Raw genomic sequence first — 16742 nt, forward strand, 5'->3', positions numbered from 1 at the left:
ACCGCTCCCTTGCCGGCTGTTCGCCTATGGTGGGGCGCGGGCGCTCACCAAAACGTGCGCGAGAGCGAAGGCACGCTCGCCGATGAGCGCGCCGAACAGCGTCGACCGCTGTGGTGGAGGCATGCGTGCGCCGCTACAGCGGCATGCTCGGCGAGTGGATCGATCGCGCCGCAGCCGATGACCTAGATGTCTAATTCCGTTCGTGTGCAACGTGTTCACAGTCGCGGGTGCCACATCGGCGGGACGGCACCCATCGCCTAGATCCCGGGGTGCTTGGGTGGTCCCATCGTGAGACGAAGCGATCGGGAGCTGGGGCGTTCGTGTTCGCTGCGGCGTGGTGGGTTGCGTGGGTGCGGGGGAGGGGCGACCGTGGGGAGATGGATGTGTTGCCCGATGATCTGACCGCGCTGCTCACCGAGTTCGGGCGGCACCTGCGGTTGGGGCGGAATCGGTCGGCGCACACGGTTCGGGCGTATCTCGGGGATGTGCGGTCGCTGCTGGAACACCTCTACGCGCGGTCGCCGGACTCAGCGGTGCGGGAGCTGGACCTGCCGTTGCTGCGGTCCTGGTTGGCCGAGCTGGCGGCGGCGGGTGCGGCGCGGACGACCCTGTCCCGGAGAGCCTCGGCCGCGAAGACTTTCACCGCCTGGCTCACCGAGACCGGACGGCTCACCGTCGACCCTGGCCTGCGGCTCCAGGCGCCGAGGGCGCATCGGGTGTTGCCCGCCGTGCTGGCGCGGGGACAGGCCGTCCAGGCGATGGATGCGGCGGAATCCGGTGCGGCCCAACAGGATCCGATGGCATTGCGCGACCGGTTGATCGTCGAATTGTTGTACGCCACCGGGATTCGCGTGAGCGAGCTGTGCGGACTCGACATCGACGACATCGACCGCGAACGCAGGCTCGTCCGTGTGCTCGGCAAAGGGAACAAGGAACGCTCGGTCCCGTTCGGCGGCCCCGCCGACACGGCACTCGACGCATGGCTGCGCGCGGGCAGGCCCGCCCTAGTCAACGAGCGGTCCGGCCGCGCCCTCCTGCTCGGCCAACGCGGCCGCCGCCTGGACCAGCGCCAAGCCAGAACCGTCGTGCACGACACCGTCGCCGCCATCCCCGGTGCCCCCGACATGGGCCCCCACGGCCTGCGCCACACCGCCGCCACCCACCTCCTCGAGGGCGGCGCCGACCTGCGCGTCGTCCAGGAACTCCTCGGCCACGCCAGCATGGCCACCACTCAGCTCTACACCCACGTGTCGGTCGAACGACTCAAACGCGTGCACGACCAAGCCCACCCACGTGCCTGAAGGAAGTGCGGCCGTGGCAGCTCGCGCTTCGGCGGTGAAAATCCGACAGTGCGATGCCGGGTGCGGAGGACCAGCTTTGGTGTCCGAGTTCGTATCGTCCGGCGGGATGCCGACATCGGGATCGGCGACGCACTCGGCTATTCGGACGCCGACGGTGTGGTGCACGTCGCCCCGGGCAAGCTGCGCGACAGGTAGCGCTCTGAGTGCGAGCGGCAACCGGTACGGCCGGCGAGGGTAAGCAGTGTTCCGCCGGCGCACCCTGATCAGCCGTCCATGGCGGAAGGTCTGGCGCTCAACGCCACCGTGCGCGGCACTCGACCGAGGGGCCGGCACTCGACCGGGGCGGCACTCGACCGGGGGCGGCACTCGACCGAGGGGCGGCACTCGACCGAGGGGCGGCACTCGACCCAGGGGCGGCACTCGACCGGGAGTGGCACCCGACCCGGGGGCGGCACTCGACCGGGGTTGGCACCCACCCTGAGGCCGCACCCGACCTGGGGTGGCAGCCGACCGGGTGGGCGGCACTCGACCGAGGGGTGGCCCCGAGCGAGGGTTGGCCCCCCATCGAGGGCGGTGGCACTCGACGATGGCACATCGCGTCCTTCCCCGGGTCCTGCGCAAAGTAGGTGGCCTTCTCGAAACCCTTGGCCGCCAGCACATCCGGCAACAGGGTCATCGCGACCTCGCCCTCGGAGGTCACGTTCGGCTTGGTCATCGGGTTGAACAGCAGGATCCGTCCCGGCCGAACCGTGCGCGGCGCGGTTGCGGTCCGCCCGGGTCGCCCAGCGGCATGATGGACCTTCGGAGGTGGTGGTGATGGTGTTGCCCGAGGTCGGGGGCGAGTCCGAGGACGGGGAAGGGGAGGTCGACTACCGGTTCACGCTCGCCAACGAGCGGACGTTCCTGGCCTGGATCCGCACCTCGTTGGGCTTGCTGGCAGGCGGGGTCGCGGTGCACACACTGGTGCAACCACTGCGCCTCGCGGGTTTCGGCGGCCTCATCGCGGTGAGCTGCCTGGTCATGTCGTTCGCGGTGGCACTGGGGGCATTCCGGCACTGGCGCCGGGTGAGTGTCGCCATGCGCGGCGGCGCACCATTGCCCGGCACCATCCTGGTCCCCGTCCTGTCCGTCGGCGTTGCGGTCGTCGCGGTCCTCGCCTGCCTGGCGGTGCTGCTCTCATGACCGCGCAGATTCCGACAGCGCAACGACCCACACCGACCTCGCGCCCGCTGGCGTCGGTGCCGACTGCGTTGGCTTGGCGGCGCACCTCGCCAGGTGGCGGGTCGCTTACCTCGCTCGGTGGCGGGTCGGGTATCTCGCCCGGTGGCGGGTCCCGCGGTGCTGTTCTTTCGTGCGGGCAGCGGCGAGGGCGGCTGGTCGGTGCGCGTTCACTTGTCGCGGTGCGGCTCGCCGGTTCGGTGGTGCTGTTGTGACGGCGCCGCCGACTCTGGTGTCGGAGCGGACTGGGCTGGCTTGGCGGTGTACCTCGCCAGAGGCGGCGGGTCGCGCGTTGCCGTTCGTCCACGAGGGCAGCGGCGGGGGAAGGCTGACCGGTGCGCGCTCACTCGTCGGTGCTGCCGTCGCGGTGCGGCTCGCTGGTTCGGTGGTGCTGTTGTGACGGCGCCGCCGACGCTGGCGTCGGAGCGGACTGCGCTGGCTTGGCGGCGTACCTCGCTCGGGGCGGCGGCGTGTGCGCTGTTGTTCGCTCACCAGGTCACCCGTGACGGCTGGCCGACGCTCGCCTTGCCGCTCGTGGCGGCCGTGGTCGCGGTGCTTGTGAGCACGCTCGGATGGTCGCGTGGGCGGTCGCTGCACCGGGGGCGGGTGACAGCGGGCGGGCGGCTCGTGGCGATCACGACCGTGGCGGTGGCGGTGATGACGCTCATCGCACTCGGCGGTGTCGTCTTCGATCGGTGGGTGGGCTGATCGTCGGGTGTCCGGCGCGGCAGAACTCGCTCGACCCTCTCTGTCACCCCGATTACCCTCGACTAGCATGACTCCCGAAGCGTCGGATCAGCTCGCCCCCGCTCTGCGTGACCGGCTGCGCGCTGCCCTGAAGCCGGCCATGAAATCGCGTGACCGTAGCGCGGTCGCGGCACTGCGCTCGGCGCTGGGAGCCATCGACAACGCCGAAGCCGTCGACGCCGCGGAGGTGAAAGCCGGTGCGCTGGAAGACAGTGCCATCGGTCTCGGCGCCGCCGAGGTCAGCCGCCGCCACCTCACCGAAGCCGACATCGAAGCGATCGTCCGCCGCGAGATCGACGAAAGGCGTTCCACCGCCAGCGAATACGAGAAGCTGGGCGCGACCGACCGCAGTAGTCAGCTGAGCGCGGAGGCCGACACCTTGGCGGCTCTGCTCCAGGACGCGCCGTAGCGGACCGAACTGCGCCGATCGTCGCCGCGGTGGACGCGTGGCCGTTGCACACGCCTCGCCGACATCAGGGGCGTGACAAAGCAGGCGGCGCGGTCCATGTAGTCACGGCATCAGGACCGTCGATGCGAGCGGACACCCCGATGCCCGCAGCGCATGTGCCACCAACGGGTCAGAGGGCGATCAGGTCAACACTCGCCGCCGAAGCCGGCACAGGTCGCTGTCACCAACCGCCGCGGCAGGCCGCCGAGAGCGCCGACGGACCGGCTCGGCGCCCCGACCCGCCGGCGCCGCCTGTACCGCTCCGAGCGCGTGGCCCGGCGCTGGGCATCGTCCGGAACTCGAGCAGGCGGCAAGCGATGGCACGCGGAGTCCGTCGTGGCGGTCCTGGTGTCAGCGATTGGTGGGAAGAGTGTTCAGGTACCGATGCGAGAACCAGCGCTGGACGGCGCGGGCTATCGGTCCACCGAGGCGGGTGTACCACGCGCCGGGGCGGGAGAACGCGGTGACGAGGCCGTAGACGTCGTCCTCGGCGGGGTCGTATTCGACGGCGAACAGTTCTTCGCCGATCTCGGGATGGCCGGGCAACGTCCCGTAGGCGAACCCGCGACGGTTCGGCTCGTGCAGCACGTAGACCACGCGGCACGGCGCGGTGATACCGATCGGACCGATACCGAGCCGGACCGTCAACGCCGTACCCGCCTCGGCGGTCTCGGTGTCGGCGTGCTGGAAGATGCCGACGCCCTTCTGCATCCCGAAGTCGAAGATGTGGGCCGCGGCCTGCTCGAACAGATCCCGACCGTGGCCGATCAACCGCCGGTGCCGGAGCTGTTGATACCCGGCGGGAAAGGACGTGCGCGTCGCGCCCACGTCGGGGTAGGTGAACGGCACTGCGTTGTCGGCCATGGTCCGATTGTCGCCTCGTTGTCGCCGGCGATGCCACCAATCCGTGCGAGCGGTTGATCACCTCAGCCGACGTCGCCGGAGCGGTGGGTTGTTCACCGGTTGGTCGGCAGCGTCCGCAGGTAGCGGTGGGCGAACCAGCGTTGGACCAGGCGGACGACGGGACGACCCGCGCCCACGTACCAGGTGCCCGGTCGCGAGAACGAGGTGATCAGTCCGTACACCGTGTCGTCGGCCGGGTCGTATTCGACGGCGAACAACTCCTCGCCGATCAACGGATGGCCGGGGAGTGTGCCGTAGGCGAACCCACGCCGGTGCGGCTCGTCGAGCACATGGACGACGCGGCAGGGTGCGATGAGACCGATCGGCCCGAATCCGATCCGCACGGTCAGTTCCGTACCGGCCCGCGCCGTCTCGCTGTCGGCGTCCCGGAGAAGGCCGAGGCTCCGCTGGATGCCGAACGCGAGGATGTGCTCGGCACCCCGGTCGAAGAGATCGCGACCGGCTCCGATCGCGCGCCGGAGTTCGAACACGTGGTACCCGGTGGGCATCTGCGCGCGGGTAGCACCCACTTCCGCGTAGGTGAAGGGCGCTGGGAACACTGCCATCTCCCGATTGTCGGTCCCGGCGCCGCGAGTTCGGGCGAGTGGTGCCTCAGGTCACCAGCGGTTTCAACCGGACGGGCACCTCGTGCAGGAGCCCCAGCGGGTCGACGTACTCGCGCCTGCCGTGCGCGGACGCTTCCCGGCGCGCGCCCCAGTGCAGGCAGGCGGCGGCCGGACACCCCTCGTGCCCGGCCACCAGTGTGCCGATCGGTGTCCCTCGGGAGACTCGCGCGCCGACCGAGATCTGGGCTTCCACCGGCTCGTAGGTCGTGCGGAGTCTGCCGGCGTGATCGATCGACACCACCGGTTTGTCCGCCACCACTCCGGCGAACACCACGATGCCGTCCCCGGCCGCCAGGACGTGCTGCCCGGCGGAACCCGCCAGATCCACGCCGCGATGTCCCGGCAGCCAGTTCCGTTCCGGCTTGTCGAACCGCCGCTCGACACTCGGCCGCGGCCGCAACGGCCACCCGAAGACCCCGGGCTCCGCGGCGTCCGCGACCACGGTCGCACCGGACAGGACCAGGACCAGCGCCAGCACCGCGACAGCGGCGCGGACCACGGCCGCGACGGTTCGTCCCGCGCGGGCCGACGGCGCCGGCGCGACACCTCGGCACCCGACCAGAGCCCGCTCCGCCCGACCGCCGAGACGCGTCGCGGGAGCCCCGGCGATGCCGTTCGCCCAGCGATGGCGGCCGGATTGCGAGCGGTGACGCCGGTGCGTGCCCATGGCAGGCCTCAGCGGTGCGGGCGCGGTGTCGGGACGCGCTGCGGCGTGGCCAGTGCGCGCACCAGGTCACGGAGCACCGCGGGCAGCTCCGCCGCCGAGCCGGTACCACCGCCGCGCACGACGATTTCGACCTCGACCGGCGCGGTCTCACCGCGTGCCGAGGCGGGCGGGGCGGTGGCCAGGTCATGGACGGTGATCCGGACGGGCACGGGTCGCGGTGTCGGCTCAGTGGTGGGAACCGTCGTCGTCGGACCGCCGGAACAGATCGGGGCATTTCGGGGGCGCTCGGCGGGGCCGGGTGGTGGGAGCGCCGGTGTGCCCGAGCACACTGGTGTCGCGGGAGCCGACTGCGCCGCGGCGGGCGCGGCCAGCGCTCCCAGGGCGCATACCAGCGAAAACGTCGAGATCAGGGTGCGTGCGAAAATGTTCATGCCCCAACTCTCGACGGCGGAGGACCTCGCCGGGCGACGCGTTCGGCGATTGGGGACAACTTCACCGGATGTGGATATCGCGCACTTCACCGCGGCGGACGGCGGGCGATGCGCGGGGGCGATTTCGGCCCTGGCCCCGGTCCGCGTAGACTGATCAACGCGGTTTGTGCTCAGCAGCATGTGCACGGCACGGACCGACTTCGCGCGCCACCTGTGCTCGTCCATCCGGTCGTCGCTCGCAACGCAGACGGTCCGAGAGGGCTGATCCGCGCGAGTTCTCCAGCGGATGAACAGTGGAATCGTCGGCTGGTCCCGGTTTTCCGATCGGGTCCGGCGGTTTCGGTGGCGCCAGGGCAGTCGATCGCCGATCGACTGCGGCAACCGGCAACGAAAGAGAGATACGGGAGCTATGGCTGTCGTAACCATGAAGCAGCTGCTCGACAGCGGCGCGCACTTCGGGCACCAGACTCGTCGGTGGAACCCGAAGATGAAGCGGTTCATCTTCACCGACCGCAACGGCATCTACATCATCGATCTGCAGCAGACGCTGACCTACATCGACAAGGCCTACGAGTTCGTCAAGGAGACCGTCGCCCACGGTGGCACCGTTCTCTTCGTCGGTACCAAGAAGCAGGCCCAGGAGTCGATCGCGGCCGAGGCGACTCGCGTCGGGATGCCCTACGTCAACCAGCGCTGGCTGGGTGGCATGCTCACCAACTTCTCGACCGTCCACAAGCGCCTGCAGCGCCTGAAGGAGCTCGAGGCCATGGAGCAGACCGGTGGCTTCGAGGGTCGCACCAAGAAGGAAATCCTCATGCTCACGCGTGAGATGACCAAGCTGGACCGCACCCTCGGTGGTATCCGCGACATGGCCAAGGTGCCCTCGGCCATCTGGGTCGTCGACACCAACAAGGAGCACATCGCCGTCGGCGAGGCGCGCAAGCTGAACATCCCGGTCATCGCGATCCTGGACACCAACTGCGATCCCGACCTGGTCGACTACCCGATCCCGGGTAACGACGACGCGATCCGTTCCGCCGCTCTGCTCACCAAGGTCGTCGCCTCCGCGGTGGCCGAGGGCGTGCAGGCCCGCGCGGGCCAGGCTTCCGGCGACGCGAAGCCCGAGGCCGGCGCCGGTGAGCCGCTCGCCGAGTGGGAGCAGGAGCTGCTGGCTCAGGCGACCCCGGCCGCCGAGGCCGCCGTAGAGACGCCCGCCGAGGCCGCGGCCGAGGTCAAGGCCGACCCGGCGCAGCACACCCCGGCCGACTTCTGAGCTGATCGGTAGCTCTACGTTCACCTTGCCGGCCCTTCTGAATTCAGAAGCGGTCGGCAAGGTGGTGTAAACCCCCAAGCACCCCACACACGAGGAGGCTCGCCCCCGATGGCGAACTACACCGCTGCTGACGTGAAGCGGCTCCGTGAGCTCACCGGCTCCGGCATGATGGACTGCAAGAACGCGCTGGCCGAGTCCGACGGCGATTTCGACAAGGCCGTCGAGGTGCTGCGCATCAAGGGCGCCAAGGACGTCGGCAAGCGCGCCGAGCGCGCGACCGCCGAGGGTCTGGTCATCGCCAAGGACGGCGTCATGGTCGAGATCAACTCCGAGACCGACTTCGTCGCCAAGAACGCGGAGTTCCAGGAGCTGGCCGACGCCATCGTCACCGCGGCCGCCGCCGCCAAGCCCGCCGACCTGGACGCGCTGAAGGCGCTGAAGCTGGCCGACAGCACCGTCGACGAGGCCGTGCAGGCGCTGGCCGCCAAGATCGGCGAGAAGCTGGAACTGCGTCGCGTCGTCTCCTTCGACGGCCCGGTCGCCACCTACCTGCACAAGCGTGCCTCGGACCTGCCGCCCGCCGTCGGCGTGCTGGTCGAGTACGAGGGTGAGGGCGACGCCGCCGCCGAGGCCGCGCGTGCCGCCGGCATGCAGGTCGCCGCGCTCAAGGCCAAGTACCTGACCCGCGAGGAGGTGCCGGCCGACATCGTCGAGAACGAGCGCCGCATCGCCGAGCAGACCGCGCGTGAGGAGGGCAAGCCCGAGGCCGCCCTCCCGAAGATCACCGAGGGCCGCGTCAACGGCTTCTTCAAGGACGTCGTCCTGCTCGAGCAGGCCGCTGTCACCGACTCCAAGAAGACCGTCAAGGCCCTTCTGGAGGATGCCGGCGTCACCGTGAAGCGCTTCGCGCGCTTCGAGGTCGGCCAGGCCTGATCCCGCCCGACGAGAGCCCCTCGGGAGCAGCACACGTCTGCACCCGAGGGGCTCTCGCCGATTCCCGGCGGCGGCCGAGGGGGTCTTGTGCGGTGAACAGAACCGGATAAGGCAGGATGGATGCCGCTTCGCCTTGCTGTGCGGCCGATTCGCGTGCCCGCAGTTCGACCGATCTCGACCTTGCCGAAGGAGACGAACACCCATGACCGACCCGGGTAACGACCGCCCTGGATACCGCCGGGTGCTGCTCAAACTGGGTGGGGAGATGTTCGGCGGTGGCGGGGTCGGCCTCGATCCCGATGTCGTGCAGACCGTGGCCGAGCAGATCGCCGAGATCGTCGAGACCGGCGTGCAGGTGGCCGTGGTGATCGGTGGCGGCAACTTCTTCCGCGGCGCCGAGCTCGAGGAGCGCGGCATGGAACGCGCCCGCTCCGACTACATGGGCATGCTCGGCACCGTCATGAACAGCCTTGCGCTGCAGGACTTCCTGCAGAAGCAGGGGGTGGACACGCGCGTGCAGACCGCCATCACCATGGGGCAGGTCGCCGAGCCGTACCTCCCGCTGCGCGCCAAGCGGCACCTCGAGAAGGGCCGCGTCGTGATCTTCGGCGCCGGTATGGGCATGCCGTACTTCTCCACCGACACCACGGCCGCACAGCGCGCGCTCGAGATCGGCGCCGACGTGGTGCTGATGGCCAAGGCGGTCGACGGCGTGTTCGACGCCGACCCGCGCGTGGAGAAGAACGCGAGCATGTACACCGAGATCACGTACAAGGAAGTGCTCGAAAAGGGTCTGAAGGTGGCAGATGCCACGTGCTTCAGTCTCTGCATGGACAACCAGATGCCGATTCTGGTGTTCAATTTGCTGACCAAGGGCAATATTGCCCGGGCGGTCGCCGGTGAACACATCGGCACCCTGGTTCGGTCCTGATCCCGGTCCCGCGACAGGACGACGATGACGACGCTGTGGAGGAATCGGTCGTGATTGATGAAGCGCTCTTCGATGCCGAGGAGAAGATGGAGAAGGCCGTCTCGGTGGCGAAGGACGATCTGGGAACCATTCGGACCGGCCGCGCCAACCCCGGCATGTTCTCGCGCGTGGTGGTCGACTACTACGGCTCGCCGACGCCGATCACGCAGATGGCGAGCATCACCGTGCCCGAGCCGCGCATGGTTGTGATCAAGCCCTACGAGCAGAGCCAGCTCGGCCCGATCGAGAACGCGATCCGCAACTCCGACCTGGGCGTCAACCCGACGAACAACGGTGACATCCTGCGCATCACGGTGCCGCAGCTCACCGAGGAACGCCGCCGCGAGATGGTCAAGATGGCCAAGGGCAAGGGCGAGGACGCCAAGGTCTCGATCCGCAACGTCCGCCGCAAGGCGATGGACGAACTGGGCCGGATCCAGAAAGATGGCGAGGCGGGTGAGGACGAGGTCGGGCGCGCCGAGAAGGAGCTCGACAAGACCACCGCCAAGTACGTGGGCCAGATCGACGAGCTGGTCAAGCACAAGGAAGCCGAACTGCTCGAGGTCTGAGCGCAGATCTCGCCAGTCCCGCTCGTGCGGGGGATGAACGGAACGACGAGTTGAGCGACGGGACAATCGTGGCCGAAGACGCCGCCGCCACGGGAGCGGCACCGGAGCCGATGCCGGATCAGGTCGACCCGACCGACGCGGCGACGCCGACACCACAGGCCGACGAGCATGCCGAGCCGCAGGCGCCTGCGTCGCGGGCGGGTCGCAACCTGCCCGCGGCGCTGGCGGTCGGTCTCGGCCTCGGGCTGTCGCTCATCGCGATCCTGCTGTTCGTCCCCAAGGTCTTCATCGGCGTGGCGGGTGTCGCGGTCGGCGTGGCGACCTGGGAGGTCGCCAAGCGGCTGCGGGAGGCCGATGTCCTCGTGCCGCGGATCCCGCTGCTGGTGGGCGGTCAGGCGGTGTTCTGGCTCGGCTGGCCGTGGGGTGCGCGCGGGGTGGTCGGCGCGTTCGCCGCGACGGCACTGGTCTGCATGGTGTGGCGGCTGTTCGATCACGGCCTCAACACCGCGCCGAAGAACTTCCTGCGCGACACCTCGATCGCGCTGTTCACCCTCACCTGGATTCCGCTGCTCGCGGCGTTCTCCACGCTGCTGCTGCTCGAACCCGACGGCAACCTGCGGGTGCTGACGTTCATGATCCTGGTGGTGTGCTCCGACGTCGGCGGCTATGTGGCCGGGGTGCTGTTCGGCCGCCATCCGATGGTGCCCGCGATCAGCCCGAAGAAGTCGTGGGAGGGGTTCTGCGGTTCGCTGGTGTTCAGCGTGATCGGCGGTCTGCTGACCGTCACGCTGCTCCTCGAAGCGAACTCGATGATCGGTGTGGTGCTCGGCGTCGGCCTGGTGGTCGTGGCGACCTGTGGCGACCTGGTCGAGTCCCAGATCAAGCGGGAACTCGGCATCAAGGACATGGGCACGATGCTGCCCGGCCACGGCGGCATCATGGACCGGCTCGACTCGATGCTGCCCTCGGCCTTCGTGTCCTGGCTGGTGCTCAGCGCCCTGCTGTAGCTCAGGGCTTCTTGGCGGCGTGGCGCAGCTGCAGGATCCGGACGCCGCCGACCAGGCCCATCACCAGCGCGCCTGCGATCACCGACAGCAGCACGGTGATGCCGAGCGGCAGCGAGAAATCCCAGAAGAACAGGGTGACCTTCGCCTGATCGAGATTCTGGATGATGAACACCAGCAGGACGATGCCGATGATCGCCGCCGCGAGCAGACCGATCCAGGTGTAGCCGGTCCGCGAGCCACGGACCCCCTTCGGGATGCGCCGCTGGGCGGGGACGTGCTCGACGCGGCGATGCTTGGCCGCTGACTCGGTTTCCGGCGTCGTCGGCTCGTGCGCGGCGGCTGACGCACCGGATTCTGCGTTGGTGGACATGGTTCGATCATGGCCGACGGCTATCACCGGTGCACGCATCTTCTCGATAACGGCGTTCGGCGTGGCGGCCCGGCCATCGGGCGCCCGTCGCCGTTTGGGACAATGGTGGAATTATGGCCACCTCCCTGCCCCTCGTGTTCGATGCCCCGCGTCGCGGTATGCCACCGCGCCACCTCGCCGATCTGGACGCGGACGAGCGCAAGGCCGCGGTGCAGGAGCTCGGCCTGCCCAAGTTCCGCGCCGACCAGCTGGCCCGCCAGTACTACGGCCGCCTGCAGGCCGACGCGGCGCAGATGACGGATCTGCCCGCCGACGTGCGCGAGAAGGTCGGTGAGACGCTGTTCCCGCCGCTGCTGTCGGTGGTCCGCCACCTGGCCTGCGACGAGGGCGACACCCGCAAGACCCTGTGGCGCGCGCACGACGGCACGCTGCTGGAGAGCGTGCTCATGCGCTACCCCGACCGCAACACCCTGTGCATCTCCAGCCAGGCGGGCTGTGGCATGGCGTGCCCGTTCTGCGCGACCGGTCAGGCCGGTCTCAACCGCAATCTGTCGACGGCCGAGATCGTCGACCAGGTGCGCGCCGCCGCGGCGGCGCTGCGCGACGGCGAGGTGCACGGTGGCCCCGGCCGGCTGTCCAACATCGTCTTCATGGGCATGGGGGAGCCGCTGGCCAACTACAAGCGGGTGGTCAACGCGGTGCGTCGGATCACCTCGCCCGCGCCCGACGGTCTCGGCATCTCGCAGCGGTCGGTGACGGTCTCGACGGTTGGCCTCGCGCCCGCGATCCGCAAGCTGGCCGACGAGGACATGTCGGTGCGGTTGGCGGTCTCACTGCACACGCCCGACGACGAACTGCGCGACACCTTGGTGCCGGTGAACAACCGCTGGTCGATCGCCGAGGTGCTCGATGCGGCACGGTATTACGCGGACAAGTCGGGGCGCCGGGTCTCGATCGAGTACGCGCTGATCCGCGATGTCAACGACCAGCCGTGGCGGGCGGACATGCTCGGCAAGAAGCTGCACAAGGCGCTCGGTCCGCTCGTCCATGTGAACCTGATCCCGCTCAACCCCACTCCGGGCAGCGAATGGGACGCGAGCCCGAAGCCGGTCGAGCGCGAGTTCGTCCGGCGCGTGATCGCTCAGGGCGTCTCGTGCACGGTCCGCGACACCCGCGGCCAGGAGATCGCCGCGGCCTGCGGACAGCTCGCGGCCGAGGGCTGAGCCCGATCAGCCCGGGTCAGCGGCTGGTGGTGACGGGCAACCGTGACAGCGCGGCCGCGGTGGCGGCGATCGCGCCGACAGGCGTGTCGACGAAGCCGTCGATCATGACCAGCGACGACAAGTAGGTCTTCCTGTTCATCCGGCACAGGCGCGCTTCCCAGGCGGGGAGCTGCCGGAGGTAGTGCTCGTCGTCGTGCAGGATGAACGCGACGACCTGACGCGGGTCGCTCGCCGTCGCGCGCAGCGGGAGCACCCTGATCTCGCGCACCGATTCCCACGAGACGTGGGCGCGGCGATGCGGGTAGTGCAGTCCGTAGGCGTCGAGGACCATGCCCCGGTCGGCCTTCGTCCCGGTCAGCAGGTAGCCCGTGTACGCGAGCACCGGCACTGCCACCAGCACGGCACCGATGGTCAACCAGGGAATCGACCACACCACACCGGCGATCAGGAAACCGGCGACCAGGATCAGGTAGGGCGCCACCATCTTCAGCGCGCCGGCCGGGGAAACCCTGATCACCAACTGTTCGGGCACCGCCGCCGGCACGGTCTCGCGCGGAGTTCCGTGACTGACGTTCAGAATCCGGGTCAGCGCGAGTTTGCGGCGGACGGCCACGACCAAGTAGCAGACGGTCGCGAGCACGAGTAGGGGCGCGAGATCGGTGATCGAACAGCCGGTGACGGAGCGCGCCACGACCAGTCCGACGCCCGCGATGATCCCGACCGGTACCGCGTACACGATCCGGCGGCCCATCGGGACGCCGAGTTCGCGTTCCGCGTGGGCTCGCGCGATCCGGTCGACCTCGGGATCGGTGGCGGGTTCGCCCCGGAGCAGTGCCCTCCGGGTGGCCGCGTCCAGCTCGCGCCAAGTGTTCATGAACTCCCTCTTCCAGCGGAAAACCTACCTGCCCCCGACCTTCCGCGCCGCTCCGGGAACGGATTCGGCGACGGCGTCAGGTGAGGATGCTGGGTGCGGCGAAGTCGTCGTAGGGGAGGGGGCCGTCGACGAAGGCGTTGACGGTCATCGAGCGGAGGGTGATGTCGCCGCCGTGGTTGTCGAGGAAGGCGATGTCGGCGGCGTCGCGGCCGGTGGCGATGCGGACCAGGCTGGAGCGGGGTGCCAGGCAGGTCGGGTCGAGGGTGAGCCAGGCGCCGCCGACCCAGGCCTCGGCCACCGCGTGGAAGTCCATGGGTACGCAGCCGGGGGCGTAGACCGCGGCCACCCTGGCGGGGACGCCGACCGCGCGCAACAGCGCCACCACCAGGTGGGAGAAGTCGCGGCAGACGCCGGTGCCCGACAGCAGCGTCTCCACGGCGCCGTCGATCGGCGCGCTGCTGCCCGCGACGTACGAGATCCTTCTGCCCACCCAGGCCGCCACCCGGGCGGCGACATCCGGATCGACGATGCCGTAACCGAATTCGGCGGCGGCGAAACCGAGCAGCTTGTCGGACTCGGCGTAGCGGCTGGGACGGCGATACAGGGCCACGTCGTAGTCGGTGGCCACGTCGGGGACGGCGGTGCCGAACACCGTCGCCTGATAGTCCAGGCGCAGGGTGCCCGCCCCGACCTCGAGGACGTGCAGCCGGGAATGGTGCGGCCCGATCAGTTCGCGCGGAACGAGGAGCTCGCCGTCGAGCGCACAGGTCAGCGATTCGACCACGTCGATGCCCGGTTGCCGGGCGACGGCGAGCTGCCATTGCAGGATGGTGTCGGCGTGCACCGCGATCTCCAGGGCGGCGGAAACGTCACGTTTCACCGCCACAGCCTGACAGGTGAACGCGGCCGCGGCGACTCGAACACGCGGGGCACGCCCCTTGCCGCCGAGGCGTTACCGGCGCGGGACCGGAACGAGGCCCGCATCCGAGATCGTTGACTATGGCGCGCGAAACAGCCTCTCTCACAGTCACTCTCGAGCTAGAAGCGGGCAATGCCTCGCTCATGATCCTCGGCAAGATGCTCGGTCCCACCGGCGTCCCACCGTTCGAGGTCAAACGCCGCTACGACGCGGCGACGGCGGATCGCCGCGGGGAGATCATCCCCGCGGTCATCACCATCGATGCCCGCAAACGCTGGACCATGCGACTCAAGACCCCGCCGACGGCATCACTGATCCGCGCGGCGCTCGGCACCGGCGGATCGCCGCAGCCCGGGCACAAGCAGGTCGGCGCGCTCTCCCGAGAACAGTTGCGCCGCATCGCCCTGCGCAAACTCCCCGACCTCAACACCACCGATGTGGAGGTGGCGATGCGGATCGTCGCGGGCACGGCGCGATCGATGGGGGTCCGCGTCGAGGAGTGACGACGGCCGCCGTCCGATACCCTGTGCCTTCGGGAGGCCGAGTTGACGGTTGCCGGTCGGCGGACGCTCGCTCGCGGCGCGGCACCGATCGGCGAGAACAACGGGGGAGACATGCTTGCAACGGGGGACATCTTCGCCGGGTACGCGATCGAGCGACAGCTCGGGCAGGGGGGCATGGGCTCGGTGTATCTGGCTCGGCATCCGCGGCTGCCGCGTCAGCTGGCGCTCAAGCTGCTGAATCCGGACCTCTTCTCCGACAGCGAGATTCGCGCCCGATTCGAGCGGGAGGCGGATCTGGCCGCGCAGTTGGAGCATCCGAACATCGTCACGGTCTATGACCGTGGTGTCGAGGACGGTCATCTGTGGATCAGCATGCAGTTCGTCGATGGTGTCGACGCGGCCGCGATCGAGCATCCGGTTCCGGTGGAGCGGGCGTTGCGCATCATCGAGGGCACCGCGGCGGCGCTCGATCACGCGCACCGCAGCGGGGTGCTGCATCGGGATGTGAAGCCCGCCAACATTCTCCTGGCCGAGGCCGATGGCAAGGAGCGGGTGCTGCTGACCGATTTCGGGATCGCGCGGCCCCGGGACGACAGTCATCAGCTGACCCGGACCGGCACCTTCACCGCCACGCTGGCCTACGCTTCGCCCGAGCAGCTCACCGGCGCGTACCTCGATCATCGCTCCGATCAGTACTCCCTGGCGTGCACGTTGTTCTCCCTGCTCACCGGGGTCGCTCCGTTCGAGGCGACGAATCCGGTGCACGTCATCCAGGGGCATCTGCAGGCGCCGCCGCCCTCGCCGCGTGCGCGTCGGCCCGAGCTGCCTGCCGAACTGGACGCGGTGCTGGCCCGCGCATTGGCGAAGCGGCCCGCCGAGCGGTTCGACTCGTGCGCGGAGTTCGCCGCTGCCGCGCGTCGGGCGCTGAGCGGGGCCGGCGCGCAGCCGACGGTGTTCGCGGCGCCGTCGATGCCGCGGCTTCCGCAAGCTCCCGGCCCCTATCGGGCGCCCTATCCGCCCGCACCCCAGTACTATTCGGCACCTCCACCGCACCTGGATCCGCGCCGGCCCCGCCCGGCGCGGGCGCCGCGGAAGGGCGGCCGCCTCGCGATCGTGCTGGTCATCGCGGTCGTTGTCGCGCTCGGTGCGGCCTACCTGGTCGCGCGGGCGGGCGGCACCTCGCTGCTCGGGCTGACCGAGACGCAGGCCCGCCGCGACCTCGCCGCGATGTCGACGGCGTTTCCCCAGCTGCTGCCGCCCGCCGAGCCGGGCAGCAGCTCCTCGTCCAGCTCGTACGCGGAAGGCAACGGCTACGGCGGCCGCGCGTGTGATGCCTACGCCGACACGAAGTATCGCGCCGAGGTCACCTGGGAGCTGACCTTCCAGGCGGCCGAGGCCAAATGGGCGTGCAAACCCGGTGACGTCACCGCCACGGCGTACTCGCTCTACGGCTTCCCGACGGTGGAGTCGGCGAAAGCCGCGATCGCGCAGTTCCAACGGGAGACCACCGGTGTGGGGAGCGCGACCGCCGGGACCCGCACCGACGACCACCGCGCGATGTACTACAACGGCCAATACTCGATGTCGGTCGTGGTGTCGACGTTCAGCGATCCCGGACGGGAACGCTGGGTCCTCGTGTTCTCCCACGGCTGGGCGATGTCGACGCTGGACAAGGACATGCCTGCCCTGCTGGCGGACATCGCGTCGTTCCCCCTCGGCTGACCTCGCTCGGGCAATGCCCGCGACGCCGCGAACACCGT

Annotated in this window: 19 protein-coding genes; 12 read left to right on the top strand and 7 right to left on the bottom strand. The window is 69.6% G+C overall.

The window, feature by feature from the left end; translation table 11 throughout:
* Positions 1 to 377 precede the first annotated feature (377 nt).
* From AB0H56_RS12690 to AB0H56_RS12705, 4 genes are all read left to right on the top strand, one after another.
* Positions 378 to 1301 (top strand): tyrosine recombinase XerC, encoded by a 924-nt coding sequence (locus AB0H56_RS12690; RefSeq protein WP_357161347.1) that lies wholly within the window; start codon positions 378 to 380, stop codon positions 1299 to 1301.
* Positions 1302 to 2117: 816 nt separating this feature from the next.
* Complete coding sequence (locus AB0H56_RS12695) at positions 2118 to 2483, top strand: DUF202 domain-containing protein (protein ID WP_357161350.1); 366 nt, start codon at positions 2118 to 2120, stop codon at positions 2481 to 2483.
* A 432-nt stretch (positions 2484 to 2915) separates the two neighbouring features.
* Positions 2916 to 3227, top strand: a complete 312-nt coding sequence (locus tag AB0H56_RS12700) for a DUF202 domain-containing protein (protein WP_357161353.1) — start codon at positions 2916 to 2918, stop codon at positions 3225 to 3227.
* A gap of 67 nt (positions 3228 to 3294) precedes the next feature.
* Complete coding sequence (locus tag AB0H56_RS12705; protein ID WP_357161356.1) at positions 3295 to 3675, top strand: hypothetical protein; 381 nt, start codon at positions 3295 to 3297, stop codon at positions 3673 to 3675.
* A gap of 390 nt (positions 3676 to 4065) precedes the next feature.
* Here the strand turns inward: AB0H56_RS12705 and AB0H56_RS12710 are convergent, their stop codons facing one another.
* From AB0H56_RS12710 to AB0H56_RS12725, 4 genes are all read right to left on the bottom strand, one after another.
* On the bottom strand, positions 4066 to 4578 hold the full coding sequence (locus AB0H56_RS12710; protein ID WP_357161359.1) for a DUF1990 domain-containing protein: 513 nt from the start codon (positions 4576 to 4578) through the stop codon (positions 4066 to 4068).
* A 92-nt stretch (positions 4579 to 4670) separates the two neighbouring features.
* Positions 4671 to 5183 carry a DUF1990 domain-containing protein gene (locus AB0H56_RS12715; protein ID WP_357161362.1) on the bottom strand — a complete coding sequence of 171 codons (513 nt, stop codon included), beginning with the start codon at positions 5181 to 5183 and terminating at the stop codon, positions 4671 to 4673.
* 46 nt (positions 5184 to 5229) lie between these two features.
* Positions 5230 to 5706 (bottom strand): M23 family metallopeptidase, encoded by a 477-nt coding sequence (locus AB0H56_RS12720; RefSeq protein ID WP_357162023.1) that lies wholly within the window; start codon positions 5704 to 5706, stop codon positions 5230 to 5232.
* Between the two features lie 212 nt (positions 5707 to 5918).
* Complete coding sequence (locus AB0H56_RS12725) at positions 5919 to 6341, bottom strand: hypothetical protein (protein WP_357161365.1); 423 nt, start codon at positions 6339 to 6341, stop codon at positions 5919 to 5921.
* Between the two features lie 409 nt (positions 6342 to 6750).
* Here AB0H56_RS12725 and rpsB point away from each other — a divergent pair, with 409 nt between their 5' ends.
* The 5 genes from rpsB to AB0H56_RS12750 all read left to right on the top strand — a co-directional run bounded on the left by rpsB (position 6751) and on the right by AB0H56_RS12750 (position 11093).
* Complete coding sequence (gene rpsB / locus AB0H56_RS12730) at positions 6751 to 7614, top strand: 30S ribosomal protein S2 (protein ID WP_019048186.1); 864 nt, start codon at positions 6751 to 6753, stop codon at positions 7612 to 7614.
* Between the two features lie 108 nt (positions 7615 to 7722).
* Positions 7723 to 8547 (top strand): translation elongation factor Ts, encoded by an 825-nt coding sequence (tsf, locus tag AB0H56_RS12735; RefSeq protein WP_232999897.1) that lies wholly within the window; start codon positions 7723 to 7725, stop codon positions 8545 to 8547.
* Between the two features lie 202 nt (positions 8548 to 8749).
* Positions 8750 to 9478, top strand: a complete 729-nt coding sequence (gene pyrH, locus AB0H56_RS12740) for a UMP kinase (protein WP_110035864.1) — start codon at positions 8750 to 8752, stop codon at positions 9476 to 9478.
* A gap of 50 nt (positions 9479 to 9528) precedes the next feature.
* Complete coding sequence (gene frr / locus AB0H56_RS12745) at positions 9529 to 10086, top strand: ribosome recycling factor (RefSeq protein WP_110036136.1); 558 nt, start codon at positions 9529 to 9531, stop codon at positions 10084 to 10086.
* Positions 10087 to 10196: 110 nt separating this feature from the next.
* Positions 10197 to 11093, top strand: a complete 897-nt coding sequence (locus AB0H56_RS12750) for a phosphatidate cytidylyltransferase (protein WP_357162026.1) — start codon at positions 10197 to 10199, stop codon at positions 11091 to 11093.
* Between the two features lies 1 nt (position 11094).
* Here AB0H56_RS12750 and AB0H56_RS12755 read toward each other — a convergent pair whose 3' ends face one another.
* The gene (locus AB0H56_RS12755) at positions 11095 to 11463 is read right to left on the bottom strand and encodes a lipopolysaccharide assembly protein LapA domain-containing protein (RefSeq protein ID WP_357161371.1); all 369 of its coding nucleotides are present in this window, start codon (positions 11461 to 11463) and stop codon (positions 11095 to 11097) included.
* Positions 11464 to 11576: 113 nt separating this feature from the next.
* Here AB0H56_RS12755 and rlmN point away from each other — a divergent pair, with 113 nt between their 5' ends.
* On the top strand, positions 11577 to 12686 hold the full coding sequence (gene rlmN / locus AB0H56_RS12760; RefSeq protein ID WP_357161374.1) for a 23S rRNA (adenine(2503)-C(2))-methyltransferase RlmN: 1110 nt from the start codon (positions 11577 to 11579) through the stop codon (positions 12684 to 12686).
* A gap of 16 nt (positions 12687 to 12702) precedes the next feature.
* Here the strand turns inward: rlmN and AB0H56_RS12765 are convergent, their stop codons facing one another.
* Together AB0H56_RS12765 and AB0H56_RS12770 are read right to left on the bottom strand one after the other, a co-directional pair.
* Entirely contained in the window at positions 12703 to 13560 is an 858-nt protein-coding gene (locus AB0H56_RS12765) for a hypothetical protein (protein WP_357161377.1), read from the bottom strand.
* A 76-nt stretch (positions 13561 to 13636) separates the two neighbouring features.
* Positions 13637 to 14440: a transglutaminase family protein gene (locus tag AB0H56_RS12770; RefSeq protein ID WP_357161379.1), complete on the bottom strand. Its 804-nt coding sequence runs from the start codon at positions 14438 to 14440 to the stop codon at positions 13637 to 13639.
* Positions 14441 to 14559: 119 nt separating this feature from the next.
* Here AB0H56_RS12770 and AB0H56_RS12775 point away from each other — a divergent pair, with 119 nt between their 5' ends.
* Positions 14560 to 14982 (top strand): uL11 family ribosomal protein, encoded by a 423-nt coding sequence (locus AB0H56_RS12775; protein WP_357161382.1) that lies wholly within the window; start codon positions 14560 to 14562, stop codon positions 14980 to 14982.
* 111 nt (positions 14983 to 15093) lie between these two features.
* A complete protein-coding gene (locus AB0H56_RS12780; protein WP_357161385.1) occupies positions 15094 to 16704 on the top strand; it encodes a serine/threonine-protein kinase in 1611 nt (536 codons plus the stop codon).
* Positions 16705 to 16742: the final 38 nt, after the last annotated feature.

This window comes from Nocardia sp. NPDC050717, from assembly GCF_040654275.1.
Classification (GTDB): domain Bacteria; phylum Actinomycetota; class Actinomycetes; order Mycobacteriales; family Mycobacteriaceae; genus Nocardia.